Raw genomic sequence first — 13,943 nt, 5'->3', positions numbered from 1 at the left:
GGCAGTTCAGGCAGCGGCCCGCGAGCCGCCGCCTGACGCGCTACAGTTTGCCGTTTCTTCTTCATTGGCATATCCATGACTTTTACACCTCATGATATGCCTCGCCCACGAAATCACGGATAGGTCCTTCCGCAGGGAAATCATACATCGTCCAAGCTTTCATCAAAGAAACGCTTGAAAAGTCAGACGCTGTACTCGACATTGCGTACATCGTTCCCTCTCGGTCATTGATTCACGAAGTGCAAGGGAACCTCGCCCGGTTACTAGAACAATTGCCGACTCCACCGGTTATCAGCAGCGTACCTCGAGCGAGACCCGAACTTGCGTCGCACCAATCGCGGGTCTTTGTTTTTACGCAAGAACGTCTGCGAACCGCTCTCGACCAGAGTGATTTGTCGCTCGACATGCTGATTGTCGATGAAGCTCAGCAAATCGCGGATGGGGCCAGAGGAATGCTCTTGCTGGATTGCCTCGAAGACGTCGCGTCAAGAATGCCGCAGTCCAGGTTACTCTTCATCACCCCTGGTACGCAGAGCGCAGCTACCATCGGTAGGTTGCTTGGCGTTCACGGCGTGGTAGACGTTGGAACGAATCTGAGGCCGGTGCGGCAGAATTTGATTTTCGTGAACTTCGAAGAGGCGAAGCGGGACGAGCACATGGTGCTGACGCTTCAGCGGCCCGAAGGCGGGCGCCTCACTATCGGGAGGTTGCTGGCCGGCCCTTCGAGTACTGAAATCGGCCGCTTCATCGATGCGATACTTCAGCTCGGAAAAGAGGGGCAGAGCCTCGTTTACGCTTCTTCCAAGCATCCCGCAGAGAGCATCGCAAACGAGCTGGCAAACGCTAGTAAGCATGAGCCGAACGCCCGTTTGCTCGAATTGGCTGGATTCATTCGGAAACACGTCCACCCGGAATTTACTCTGGCAAACTGTGTGGAACGCGGTGTAGGGTTTCATTTCGGCAATATGCCGACAAACCTCACAAAGGCTATAGAAGAGTATTTCGTAGAAGGCCTTCTGCATACATTGGTTTGCACGTCGACCCTCCTTCAGGGAGTCAACCTTCCTGCTCGCAACATTTTCTTGTACAAGCCGGAGAAGGGCAACCACACGCCGATGAATCCGGACGACTTTTGGAATTTGGCCGGGCGTGCCGGGCGACTCAAGAAGGATACTCACGGGAACGTCTTCTTGGTTAGCTATGACACATGGAAGAATAGGCCGGCCCACGAACCTCCGTCGACAGAAGTTACTGCCGCGTTTACAACAGCACTGACTACAGAACAGAAGATTCTCCTGAAGTTCGCACAGAACGCTAATCACCGGTCCGGCGTACGTCAGACGGCATTCGCCGAAAGCGTGTTTTCTCGTTTGGTTACTGACATCAAGACCGGTGCACTGGCAGAGACGATTCGGCGTGTTGCGCCAAACGGTCTTCACGCTGATGCTGTACAGACGATTGCGGCGGTAGAAGGACAGTTGGATAAGGTGACCCTTCCTCCAGAAGTGCTAAAACGCCATGGGATGATTTCGCCACTACGTCAGCAGCAAATGTATGACGTTCTTCGGTTCGCGGTTCGTGCGGGGCAACTCGAGGAGCACGTTCCTCTTCATCCTCAGCACAAATACAGCGAGGTGAAGACGCGCTTCATGTTCATTCTTTCTCTAATTCATACGAACCTCGAGGGCATATCGAATCGTGCTCACCGTTACTACAGCTGGTTCGCTTTGTCGTGGATGAGAGGTCGTTCTTTGTACGAGATGATTGATTTTCAGCTTAAAAGGGCACGAGAAAAGGCAAAAGAGGAAGGGTATGACGGGCTTGTGCCTGCGGGCGAAACGATTAAGAGTGTGATGAAGCAAATCGAGGAGCAGTTGAGGTTCAAATATGTGAAATTCGTTGCTTGCTATATCGACCTACTTCGCTTGGCCGCATTAACGGAGAAGGGTTTGGATTTGCAAGACATACCTCCTATTCCGCTTTTCTTGGAGCTCGGGGCGTGCTCGGGCACGATGATTGGGTGCATGGACTTGGGAATGTCAAGAATTGCGGCAAGAGAGGTGACGGACGTTTTAGATGGCAGAGACCTGAACTCTGTAATTGTCAAGAAAAGACTGAAGTCGTTATCGCCCGAGCGATTTAGACGGTTGTCGCCGTTAGTTAGGCGAGAGTTGCAGAGGCTCGCGCTGATTTAAGATGCCTAAATAATTTTTCGCGAACAATCAAACACGCCTACGGCGCTCGCAGGTGACGAATGCTGAACTTCAAAGATTGGTGTACGACAGATAAAGCTACAGTTGGGTTGCATGAGTTGCGTGTGATTACCGTCAATTCCGCAAAGATAAATATCGGAATTACCGCGACTGCTGAGGTCGTTCCATCTCACTACGCGTCGGAGGAGCGTATTGCTCGAATCTTGGCTCGATTGGGGAAGCCAGAAGCGTCGAAGTTCATTCAGGAGCTGCTTCCCACAACCAAGGCGATTCGCTCGGGCGACTTGGGTGAGATTCTCGCCACGGAATTCATCCAGGAGCGAACCAGATACGACGTTCCAATCAAACGACTTCGATGGCGGGACCATCGAAATATGGCCATGCGAGGCGATGACGTTATTGGTATCGCTCATAATGAGAAAACCGGTCACGCAAAGTTCCTGAAGGTCGAGGCAAAGAGCCGAGTTACGTTGACCGCCGGTGTCGTCAAGGAGGCGCGGACGGCTCTAGATAAGGACGATGGCCTTCCGTCTCCACACGCTCTGTCGTTCGTGGCCAGTCGCCTTGCCGAAACAGGCGACGATGAACTTGCCAATTTGATTGACGATGCGCAGCTGAAATATGGTATTCAACAGGAATCGGTCCGCCACCTTCTGTTTACTTTTTCGGCAAATTTGCCAAATAAGATTTTGACTGCATCATTGGCAGGATATTCTGGACCGATTGGCCAGTGGGGCGCTGGACTTGTTGTCCAAGACCACGCTGCATTTATCGCTAATGTATACAAGCAGGTGATTCACAATGCCAACAACAGTTGACGGTATCGTCGCTGACATTAATGAGGCTTCCGCTCCAGGATTTCGAGGGCGATTGATTGCGCGAGGACAGGCCAGAGCCATGATTTGGCGGGATGGTGTTCTGCCTCCCGATGCACCGGCATTTTCCCCCCAACTGAGCTATGACCTCCACTCGTACGGTTATTCTCTGCTAGGTCTTGGTCTACGTCTTGGCGAACTTGGCGGTGACCCGGCCCACGCTCGTATCGCGTTTGAGCAAGCCGGGACTGCTCTTGAAGCGGTGGTGGCTAAAGGGAATCGTGGTGACCACGACCGCGACTTTCACTTCGTGATGAGTGCTGCGGCATATCATCTTGCTAGGTTGTCCGCACGTGCCTACTCCCTGTTGTCCATTGTCCGGAGCGAGGCAAACTTCTCACCAATCGAACGAGTTCTCGCTCTACTAATGCTGCGCGACTTTAGCGCTTTGCAAGACAGCGTCTTAGGATTTCGCATGTCCGGGGCGGCGGCTGACTTGCGGCTCCGAGCCGCCATAGAGGCTAACGTTGCTCGCGCTGAGGCAGCCGCAGATGAGGATAGATATGACGAGCATGCTGCTCACATGCTGGACCAAGTTGATTTGGCGCTCACCGATAATTTTTTTGGGGCGCTGTCTGAGTATTTGCTCGCACTCGAGCGAGGTGAACAGCCGCTCCTTGAGGAGGCCTTGGAGCGACTGCGTTTGGGACTCGACGTCTGCGGCGAGATTAATCTAGTTCCGCAATGGTGGTCCCACAAGATTGCTATTCACCTTCTGTCAGACATGTGGGACTCAACGTTCCACAAGCAGCTTCCTGTCTTACCCGCTGGTGGGGATGCGCACGAGTGGCCGCGTCTGCGCGAGCTTTTTATCGCGACGTTGTATCGTCGACCAAAGGCGGAAGTTGATTTGTGGCCATCGCAGCTATCTGCGGCATCACGCTCTGTAGACCAGGCGGACGACCTGGTCGTATCGCTGCCGACGAGTGCGGGAAAGACCCGGATTTCCGAGTTGTGCATCTTGCGCTGTCTGGCCGGTGGTAAGCGCGTTCTATTTATCACACCGCTGCGCGCTCTGTCCGCTCAAACAGAACAGACACTGCAGAGAACGTTCGGGCCGCTCGGGAAATCTGTTTCCGCGCTATACGGAAGCATAGGAGTGAGCGGATTCGAGAAGGATGCTATCCGGCGTCGCGACATCGTTGTTGCGACGCCGGAAAAGCTGGATTTCGCCCTACGCAACGACCCTACGTTGCTCGACGATGTCGGACTTCTCGTCTTCGACGAAGGGCATATGATAGGTCTCAATGAGCGAGAGGTTCGTTACGAAGTCCAGATTCAACGGCTGTTGAGACGCGCGGATGCCCAACAGCGCCGTATCGTCTGCTTATCAGCGATACTCCCCGACGGTGAGCAGCTTGAAGATTTCTCGAGCTGGCTAAGGCGGGACCGGCCAGGAGAGCTTGTAAAGGCGGACTGGCGTCCCACTCGCTTGCGCTTCGGTGAAGTGATGTGGAACGGCGCGACCGCTCGTTTGAATCTGCGCGTTGGCGACGAACGCCCTTTCGTTCCGAAGTTCATAACGGGTTTCGTGCCTCAACTGTATGTTCCACCGAAGCGCAAACGCAAGAAAACTTTCCCTGCGGACCAGCAAGAACTCACGTTGGCTACAGCTTGGCGACTTGTCGACGATGGGCAGACGGTTTTGGTGTTTTGTCCAGAACGTCGAAGCGTGGAGCCGTTTGCGGACGTGATTGTCGAGTTGAATGAACGTGGTGCTCTCCGGTCATTGCTTACTGCCGATGCTGCGCAATTGGAAACGGCACTCACCCTTGGTGCGGAGTGGTTGGGTCAAGAGCACGCAATTTTGAAATGTCTGCGATTGGGCGTCGCGTTCCATCATGGAGCATTGCCGACTCCATTTCGGAAAGAAGTAGAGCGACTCTTGCGAGATGGTGTGTTGAAGGTAACCATTTCGTCGCCGACCCTTGCGCAGGGCCTCAATCTCTCCGCGACCGCTGTCGTTTTCCACTCTCTACATCGAAGCGGAGAGGTCATCCCGGCCGCTGAGTTCAAAAACGTAATCGGTCGCGCGGGGCGCGCGTATGTCGATATAGAAGGTATCGTTCTTTATCCGATTTTTGATGAGCAGAAGAAGCGTCTTTCCCGATGGGAGGGCCTGATTTCCGATGTTAATGCGCGAGATATGGAGAGTGGGCTCGTACAGTTACTCATGTGGCTTCTCATTCGGATGTACAGTAAGACTGGCGGAACGTTAGACGAGCTTGTTGAGTATGTCGTTAATAATGCAGCGGCGTGGACTTTTCCGGAGGTGCCGGGAGAAAAGGCGGATGCACGAGAGCTTGCATACGCAACATGGACGCGCCACGTTGCCACACTCGATACTGCGATTCTGAGCCTCATAGGCGACAATGACATTGCCGACGAAGCCATTCCTGACGCGCTTGATGGCATCCTGCAGTCATCGCTTTGGGAGCGTCGTCTAAAGCGGAGAGACGAGGGCGACCAGCGAGTTTTGAAGGCTGCATTGACTTCGCGCAGTCGCTTTGTTTGGGCTCGCTCCACGCCGCTCAGGCGGAAAGGATACTTCCTCGCTGGTATAGGGCTCGAGACGGGCCTCGCGTTAGACGCAATCTCCGCAGAGTTAAACGCTCTGCTTATAGCTTCTAATGGTGCAATAGTGACGGCTCAGTATGAAGCAGCAATTCAGGCAATTACTTCGATTGCTGAGCTGGTCTTCGCCATCTATCCGTTTACTCCGGACCCTCTGCCCGAAAACTGGCGTGAGATTCTGCGGCAATGGCTACTTGGCGCACAGCTTGCCGAGGTTGCTGCTGGCCAAGAAAACGAAACGCTTCAATTTGTTGAGGGAGGTTTGGTATATCGGCTTCCTTGGGCCATGGAAGCCGTTCGTGTACGAGCAGCGGCAAACGGCGACGTTGACGCAGATTTCGGTTTGCCGCTTGACACATTCGAATTGGATGCGGCTGTGGCGGCCGTTGAAACTGGAACGCTCAACCAATCTGCTGCGCTTCTCATCCAAGCTGGTTTTGCGTCGCGGCTGGCCGCTATCAAAGCGGTCACCGACACCGGTGCGACCTTCCTCAATGCCGCCGAGCTGAGAGGGTGGCTTGCATCGGATGCCGTGGCGGCTTGGAGTACCACACCGAATTGGCCATCTGCGGAGACTGTATCGATGTGGAAGGAGTTCGTTCTCGGATTTGCTCCGCGTGGCGAAAGTATATGGTCAGAGCGGAAGTATCTGGCGCCAGTCGCTTGGCACAATGTGCCGCCGCCGCCCGAGACACCGGTTCGTCTTTTTCATCTCGACGACAGACCCGTCGTCCTGGACGCAACAGGCTCACTCATAGGCGCTCTCAGAGCACCCTTAAACGTAATACGCAAAGGAGTTGCACGCGTCTCGGTATCGCGCGAGGCGGGAAAAGTGCTCGTGACTTATTTGGGACCGGATGACCTTTGGACCACATAATAGATAGGCAGCGGGGCCTATCATTCGAGGCCTCGCTGCCCTGCGCGAAGCAGCAGCGACCCTCACAGGCCTTGCTCAGGGAGCCCGAACGGGCTGGCGACATTCGTGACTGGACTGCTAAAGGTCCGCGCGGGTGGAGCCGATACAGGTCACGACAAAGATTGTGCGATTCACTCGAGGCTATACCCGAGCGCTAGCTTGCCCTGTTGGTAGGCGGTAATCGGGGGCGGGTCATCAGGAAGTTAAGCATCCATATGCGAGCGCGACACGAATAGCTGGTACGAAGGTCAGGAGCCCAGGCCAAAAATGGCTTTATGGCCGTTGCTGCGACACGAATTGGTTGTTCGTGAGCGACAACAATTGTGCAACTCCACACCCGATCCGTTTTCCTGAAATCGCCAAGCGTAGCGTCACCCCACGGTATCGCATCGCCATCTCCCGCACCGCTTCCCACGCTATTCCGCCGCCTTCCCATTGTGCGAGAATCGCCCGCAACGACAACTCCAAGCGTCGATCGCGGCGGCCGTCCGCGCATCGCGCCGACTCCGATGGCTGCCATTCCGTCCACCTCGACCGCAGTCGCTGCCTGCGCGCTGACCGATGTGCAGCAGGCGCTGCTCGCGCGTCTGCATGCATATTCCCCCGACGATCCGCACGCGCCGCTGCCGTACAGCCGCCGCCTCGCCGAAGCCGAAAGCTGGTCGCACGACCACGCGCTGGCCGTAATCGACGAATACAAGCGCTTCGCGTTCCTCGCGCAGGTAGCCGGCCATCCGGTCACGCCGTCGGTCGCGGTGGACGCCGCATGGCACCTGCACCTGCAATACACGCGCGAATACTGGGACGGGTTCTGTGCCGACGTGCTGCGCGCGCCGCTGCATCACGTGCCGGGCGCGGGCGCGCCCGACGAGGCCGCGCAGTACGCGCGGCACTACCGGCAGACGCTCGACAGCTACCGCCGGCTCTTGGGCTGCGAACCGCCCGAAGCGATATGGCCGCGCCCCGTGGCCGAGCCGGCCGTGCCCGCCGACGCCCCGGTGCAGCAGCGCGCAGAACGGCGCGACGGCCCTTCGAGCGCGCCCGCCGCGCGCCGGCGACGCTGGCGGCGCTTCGCGAAGTTCGCGTGGCCAACGGCGGCGATCAGCGTCGCGGCGACCTGCGCGAGCGCGAGCGATTTCAATGTGCTGGACTTCTCTGGGCCGGACTTTCTCGGATTGTTCTACGTGCCGCTCTGCATCGCCGCGCTGCTGCTGATCGCCGGCCTGCAGTGGATCGAATACCGCCACCGTGCGTGGGGAACGCGTGCCCCCGAATCGTCGCCCGACCTGAGCGCGGAGGAAGCGGCGTATCTCGCGGGCGGCGGCGCGCGGATGGCGCAGGTCGCGATACTGTCGCTCGCGCATGCCGGTGCGATCGAGCTGCGGATGAGCAAGGTCCACGGCGCGCGGGTGCGGATCGACGATCCGCGACATGCAGGCGCTTATGGCGCCGACTGGGAATGGCTGAGGAGGCAACCTGGCGGCGAGACGAGCTGCCACGCGTTCGGTCAGCGTCTCGCGTGGCGCGAAGCCGACTGCGCCGCAGCGTTGCAGCGCAAAGGCTGGCTCTGGGCGCCAGGCGAGATGCGGGCGACGCGGATGGCCGCGCGCGCGATCCTGCTGCTCGTGTTCGGCGCGGGCGCGGCGAAGCTCGCGGTCGGCCTGAGCCGCGGCAGGCCCGTGCTGCTGCTGATGATTTTCATGACGGCGTTCATGGTCGCGTACCACTTCATGGTCGGACGCCTGCCCGGCTTCGGGCGCGGCGGCATGACGCGCGGCGGCGAGGCGGCGCTCGCCGCGCACCGCGACGAACGCCGGGGCGACCGCGCGACGCCGGACGGCCTCTTGTGGACGGCCGCGCTGTTCGGTGCCGGCGCGCTCGCCGGCACCGTGTGGGCCGCGCATTCGAAAGTGCTGATGGCGCCGCCGCCCGTCGCGGTGAACACCGGCGGGTCGAGCGGTTCGTCCGACTCCGGCGCCGGGGACGGCAGCAGTTCGAGTTCGTGCAGTTCGTCGAGCGCATGCAGCTCAAGCAGTTGCGGCGGCTGTTCGAGCAACTGAGCACCGGGCGCTGCCGGGATAGCGCGCCGGGCCGCCAGCGTCAGGCAAGCGGCACGGCGCGCGTCGAACTACGCGATCGCGGCATCGGCGGGCGTTCGTGCCTGCGCAGCACGCCCGTCGCCCGCCTCGACGATCAGCGTCCAGTCGAACGCCGGCAGTGCGCAGAGCTGTTCGACGGTGGCCGTGTATTCGTGCACGGGCGCGTGCAGGTAGCGCACCTTGTCGGTCCATTCGAGCAGCGTCGCCTGCGACGTGGTCAGCACGACCGCCAGCAGATCCTGTTCCGGCCGCCTTGCGATTTCCTGCAGGCTCAGCCGGACCTTGTCGAGGTCGCCCTCGGCGTCCAGGATCAGCGCGCCGGGGATCGGCGCATCCGGCCGGCCGGGCTGGTTGCCGACAGCGCCTTTGTCGATGCACTGCTGATACACATGGCGATAGCGCGGCAGCGCCTGCTGTAGCGCGTGATGCTTGCGGACCTTCGCCTGCGCCGTGCGCGCGAGCCCGCGGCGCAGCGCCGGGTTCACGATCAGCCGGTCGAGCGCGTCGACCCACGCCTGTGGCTCGTCCGGGACCAGCAGGCCGTCGCAGCCGTCGTGCAGCGCGAGGCGATAGGCTGGCCGGTCGCTGACGATCGAGGCGATGCCGGCCGCCGCGTATTCCTGCCACTGGATCGTGCTCGTGCCGGCGTTGTAGTCGTGGTCGGCGAGCGGCAGCAGCGCGATGTCCCAGCACCGTTCCGGCAGGCGTCGTGCGTGCGCGTCGTAGTCGTGAAGCTCGGGCTCGCAACCGGCGTCCGGGTGGCCGGCCCAGCCTGGCGGGACGTCCGCGCCGACGAAACTCACCTTCACCTTGCCGGGATGGCGCGCGCAGATCGCCTGCAGCGCCGTGTCGACGAGCGCGAAGTTGTCGGCGCGCAGCGACGCGCCGGCGATGCCGATCGTCACGCAGTCGTCGCCGCGCGCCGTCACGGGGCGGTAGAACCGGTCGAAGTCCACGCTGTCGGGCAGCACGTGAACGCGCGGGTGCGACAGCCGATAGCGGCTGGCGATGAACGGCGTGGATACGATCACGGCGTCCGCGTTGCGCAGCACGAGCTCGATCCCCGCGCGGGCCATCCCGCCTTGCGCGGCGAGCGGGTGCGCGGCCGGCAGGTCGGTCAGCAGGTCGTCGGTCTCGTAGATCACCGGCTTTTCATGCTTGAAGATCGTATACAGGTCGTTGCCCGTCAGGATGCCGGGCGTCAGCCGGTGCAGCAGGATGGCGTCGGCCGTGGCCAGCACGCTGCTGTCGATCTGGCCGTCCCGGATGCCCGGGACGAGTTCCCATTCGTCGTTCAGCAGATCGAACGGCAGCGTGAGGCGAATTCGCGATGACGCGCACGCGTCCGGATCGATCGAATACACGATCAGGCGCTTGCGGCGCGGTGCGGCGTCCGCAGTCGCGGCGACGGGCGCCCGCGTCCGGTTCTCCGCGAGCAGCCGCGCGTACAGCACGCCGTGGCGGGCGGCGTTGCGGCCGATGTCGTGCTGCGCACGGATCGCATCCTGCGCGGCCGCGGCGAGTTGCGCGCGGGTTTGCGGATGCTCGATCAGGTGCGCGATCGCGTCGACCCACGCGTCGGCGGTGTCGGCGACGAGCCAGCCCGTGCGGCCGTGGACAACCGGGCAACCGTCCGCCGGCGTGGCGACGAGCACCGTGGCCGCGCCGGCCGCCGAGCATTCGAGCCATGCGCGCGGCGGCGCATCGTCGCGCAACGTGACCGGCGCCGCGACCAGCGCGATGTCGAGGTCCGCGCGCTTGAGCGCGTCGGCGTAGCTGTCGTAAGGGGCAGGCTCGGCGATCAGCGTGACGTCCGGTTCGCGTTCCCAGCCGGCCGGCAGCGCCGCGCCGACGAACGACACCCGGAGCTTCCCCGGAAACCGGCGGCGGAGCTCGGCCAGCGCCTGGCGGAGCTGCTCGAGACGCACGCCGTCGAGACCGGTGCCGGAAACGGCGAGGTTCACGTGGTCGCGCACGCCGGGCGCCGCGCGGTGCAGACGCTCGAGATCGACGCCGGTCGGCAGCACGTGGACCGATGCGTTGACATGACGGTACTGCCGCACCAGCGCTTCCGACGGCACGACGAGCGCATGCGCGCGCTGCACGGCGCTGCGGATGCCGGCCTTGCGGCGCGCGTTGTCGGCCGCGCCGGGGATGTCGGCGAGCAGCGTGTCGAGCGGCGTGTCGATCTCGAGGACGACCGGCTTGCCGAGCGAGAACAGGTGTTCCAGCGTGGCGGGGGACAGCAGGCCCGGCGTGTCGCCCTGCAGCACGATCAGGTCGGCGCGCTGCAGCGCGTCGGGATCGATGCCGGCTTGCGTGACAGGGAAAGTCAGTGCCCATTCGCGGTCCAGCCGCGCGAACGGCTGCACGAAGCGCAGGCTGGTGCGCGCGTGGTCGGCCGGTTCGGCGGTGACGACCGCGATGCACGAGCGCGGCGCGGACGCCGGCTGTCCCGGGGCGGCGGCGCCCGTCGCGACGGCCTGCGCATCCAGCTTGTCCGCGTGTGCCTGGGTCCGCTCGACGAAGTTCTGCAACTGCTGCCAGAACGCGTCCTCTTCCTTCAGGTAGACGCCGCGCGCTTCGTGAACGGTGGCCTTCGCGTGCGCGATCTCGTGTTCGTCGAGCCCCCACGCGATGCCCTTGCCGTCCATCACCCACCGGGTCGGCTCCGACAGCGACGCGTCATTCATGATGCACACGACCGGGCATCCGCACAGCAGCGCTTCGAACACGGCGGTGGACCATTCGTACATGTACACGCACTCGACCTGTCGGAACAGCGCCGCGAGTTCGTGCGCCGAACGTTCCGGCACGCGGGTCGAGATTTCGATCGACTCGGCGGTGACCGGATGCAGCGTGCCGCCGCGCCGCAGGTGGCGATTGATGAAGACGGCCGTGCCGTTGCGGCGGGCGTTGTCGACACCGTCGCTGTTGAAGATGCGCGTGTCGACCAGCGGTATGCGCAGCAGGTCGGCCTTCCATTCTTCGGGCACCAGCGACGGCCCGAACGTGAAGATGAGGTCGTTCGGCTGCAGGGCGATCGGTTCGCCGTTGATGCGACCGGGCTCGGCCAGCAGGTAGCGCACGACGCAGCGCGCGTTGAACGGATTGCCGGTGACGACATCCGGGTAGACGACGATCGGGCTGCGATTCGCGCGGGCATGCGCCTGCACGATGTCGTTGGTCAGCGGCGGCGTGCGCAGATCAGGATGCACGACCGGCGTGCAGACGTACGCTTCTTGGCCGAGCAGGTTCAGCACGTGGCACAGGTAGTGCATCGCGCGGATCCCGCCGGAGGTTTGCCGGAAATTCGGCGCGAGTATGTAGTACGGGTGGCCGAGTCGCGTAAAGATGCGCGAACCGCCGTGCGCCAAGCCAGATTTGGGAGTGGTCATCGTTATCGGGTGCGGTAGAAATCGAAGACCACGTCGAGGATGCGATCCTGTTCGGCTTCGGTCATGTCGTGGTACAGCGGCAGCCGGACGAGCCGGTCGGCGACGAGGTCCGTCACCGCCATGCCGGACCCGCAGCGCCCGTAGCGCTGGCCGGCCGGCGAACTGTGCAGCGGCACGTAGTGGAACACCGCGTTCACGCCCACCGCGCGGATCTGCTGCAGCAGCTCGGTGCGTTCGGCGAGGTTGCGTGCGAGGAAATAGAACATGTGGCCGTTGCCGCGCTCGGCGAGCGAAATCGCGGGCAGCTCGATCAGGCCGTCCGCGTGCAGCGGCTGCAGTGCGTCCTGGTAGCGCTGCACGGTCGCACGCCGCTGCGCGGTGATCACGTCCGCGTGCTCGAACTGCGCGTACAGGAACGCCGCGATCAGCTCGCCCGGCAGGAACGACGAGCCGACGTCGACCCATGTGTACTTGTCCACCTGCCCGCGGAAGAATTGACTGCGGTTGGTGCCCTTCTCGCGGATGATCTCCGCGCGCTCGACGAGGCGCGGGTCGTTGACCAGCAGTGCGCCGCCTTCGCCCGAGATCACGTTCTTGGTCTCGTGGAAGCTGAGGCACGCGAGGTGGCCGAGGCTGCCGAGCGGCTTGCCGTTCCACGACGACTGCAGCGCCTGAGCGGCGTCCTCGATCACCCACAGGTCGTGGTCCGCCGCGAGCCGCCCGATCACGTCCATGTCGCATGCGACGCCCGCGTAGTGCACCGGCACGATCGCGCGCGTGCGCTTGGTGATCGCGGCGGCGATCTGCGTCTCGTCAAGATTCAGCGTGTCGCGGCGGATATCGACGAACACCGGCGTCGCGCCGCGCAGCACGAACGCGTTGGCGGTCGACACGAACGTGTAGGACGGCATGATCACTTCGTCGCCGGGCTGCACGTCGGCGAGGATCGCAGCCATCTCGAGCGCGGCCGTGCACGAGTGCGTGAGCAGCGCGCGCTGGCAGCCGATGCGCGCTTCCAGCCAGCGGTGGCAGAGCTTCGTGAACGCCTGGTCGCCGGCGAGGCCGCCCTGCTCGACCGCTTTCGCGATGTAGTAGAGCTCCTTGCCGACCACGAACGGGCGGCCGAACGGAATGACGTCGAGATTGGGTGGGCCGAACATGGTCAGGCTCCGCAGTAAGGGGGACGTTCGGCCGCGCGGCTCGCGCGCGGCACCGCTCAGATGTCCTTGCGGACGAGAATCGTGAATTCGTACAGGCCGTAGTCGTGCAGCAGCGCGACGTGACGCGAATAGCGGCGCTTGCAGCGATCGAACAGCGCGCACGGGTCCGCGTAGTACAGGAGGTCCGGGCGCATGAACGGCGGATCGGAATACGACGTCAGGCAGTTGAACGCGAAGCCCAGTCGGCTCGTCGCGTGCAGCGTGTCGAGCGTCGCGTGGATGTAGTCGAGCCATGCGTCGTCGCCGTGACCGCGCCTGACGTTGAAGATGCCGGATGCGATCCCGTAGTCCGATGCGGCCTGCGGCACCGCGCCGACATGAAATGCGACGTTCGCGTCTTCGCGATAGCGCTGCCGCGCGGCGTCGACCATATCGGACGAGATGTCGTAGCCCGCATACGCGAAGCTGTCCGACAGCGCACGCGCCTTCAGGAAATCGACCAGCGCGCCGTAGCCGCAGCCGATGTCGTTTACCGAGTGGCCGCCGGACTCGGGCAGGATCTTCGTCAGTTGTTCGAAGCGCAGGAACTGGCTGGATTCGCCGTTCCAGTCGACGCCGCGCGCGGTCGCGCCGTGCTCCGCCAGCCGCGCGCTGTAGTACGCGGCCACTTCTTCCAGCAGGCTCGCATGCCGGGATTCGCTCATGGAC

The 13,943-nt window shown here is 62.1% G+C and carries 7 protein-coding genes; 4 read left to right on the top strand and 3 right to left on the bottom strand.

The window, feature by feature from the left end:
- The first annotated feature begins 119 nt into the window (after window positions 1-119).
- The 4 genes from QZM72_RS32130 to QZM72_RS32115 all read left to right on the top strand — a co-directional run bounded on the left by QZM72_RS32130 (window position 120) and on the right by QZM72_RS32115 (window position 8,638).
- On the top strand, window positions 120-2,195 hold the full coding sequence (locus QZM72_RS32130; RefSeq protein WP_301740114.1) for a DEAD/DEAH box helicase: 2,076 nt from the start codon (window positions 120-122) through the stop codon (window positions 2,193-2,195).
- Window positions 2,196-2,254: 59 nt separating this feature from the next.
- Window positions 2,255-3,031, top strand: coding sequence for a Hachiman antiphage defense system protein HamA (locus QZM72_RS32125; RefSeq protein WP_301740112.1), 777 nt, complete (start codon window positions 2,255-2,257; stop codon window positions 3,029-3,031).
- The gene (locus QZM72_RS32120; RefSeq protein WP_301740111.1) at window positions 3,015-6,539 is read left to right on the top strand and encodes a DEAD/DEAH box helicase; all 3,525 of its coding nucleotides are present in this window, start codon (window positions 3,015-3,017) and stop codon (window positions 6,537-6,539) included. Before QZM72_RS32125 ends, QZM72_RS32120 begins: the two co-directional genes overlap by 17 nt.
- A 548-nt stretch (window positions 6,540-7,087) precedes the next feature.
- Entirely contained in the window at window positions 7,088-8,638 is a 1,551-nt protein-coding gene (locus QZM72_RS32115) for a TIGR04222 domain-containing membrane protein (protein ID WP_301740110.1), read from the top strand.
- Window positions 8,639-8,706: 68 nt separating this feature from the next.
- Here QZM72_RS32115 and QZM72_RS32110 read toward each other — a convergent pair whose 3' ends face one another.
- From QZM72_RS32110 to QZM72_RS32100, 3 genes are read right to left on the bottom strand one after another with little or no spacing between them, the layout of a single operon-like run.
- Window positions 8,707-12,075 carry a glycosyltransferase gene (locus QZM72_RS32110; RefSeq protein ID WP_301740109.1) on the bottom strand — a complete coding sequence of 1,123 codons (3,369 nt, stop codon included), beginning with the start codon at window positions 12,073-12,075 and terminating at the stop codon, window positions 8,707-8,709.
- Between the two features lie 2 nt (window positions 12,076-12,077).
- The gene (rffA, locus tag QZM72_RS32105) at window positions 12,078-13,235 is read right to left on the bottom strand and encodes a dTDP-4-amino-4,6-dideoxygalactose transaminase (protein ID WP_301740108.1); all 1,158 of its coding nucleotides are present in this window, start codon (window positions 13,233-13,235) and stop codon (window positions 12,078-12,080) included.
- Between the two features lie 56 nt (window positions 13,236-13,291).
- Entirely contained in the window at window positions 13,292-13,939 is a 648-nt protein-coding gene (locus QZM72_RS32100) for a class I SAM-dependent methyltransferase (RefSeq protein ID WP_089466364.1), read from the bottom strand.
- Between the last annotated feature and the right edge of the window lie 4 nt (window positions 13,940-13,943).

This window comes from Burkholderia sp. AU45388, from assembly GCF_030481585.1.
GTDB lineage: Bacteria > Pseudomonadota > Gammaproteobacteria > Burkholderiales > Burkholderiaceae > Burkholderia > Burkholderia sola.
The sequence above is the reverse complement of the archived record's forward strand: the minus strand, read 5'-3'. Positions and strand labels throughout refer to the sequence as shown.

What these genes read in the sequence shown, in the direction of transcription:
- QZM72_RS32100 (WP_089466364.1), bottom strand. Translation starts at nt 13,939, where the DNA reads ATGAGCGAATCCCGGCATGCGAGCCTGCTGGAAGAAGTGGCCGCGTAC.
- QZM72_RS32120 (WP_301740111.1), top strand. Translation starts at nt 3,015, where the DNA reads ATGCCAACAACAGTTGACGGTATCGTCGCTGACATTAATGAGGCTTCC.
- rffA (WP_301740108.1), bottom strand. Translation starts at nt 13,235, where the DNA reads ATGTTCGGCCCACCCAATCTCGACGTCATTCCGTTCGGCCGCCCGTTC.
- QZM72_RS32115 (WP_301740110.1), top strand. Translation starts at nt 7,088, where the DNA reads ATGGCTGCCATTCCGTCCACCTCGACCGCAGTCGCTGCCTGCGCGCTG.
- QZM72_RS32110 (WP_301740109.1), bottom strand. Translation starts at nt 12,075, where the DNA reads ATGACCACTCCCAAATCTGGCTTGGCGCACGGCGGTTCGCGCATCTTT.
- QZM72_RS32125 (WP_301740112.1), top strand. Translation starts at nt 2,255, where the DNA reads ATGCTGAACTTCAAAGATTGGTGTACGACAGATAAAGCTACAGTTGGG.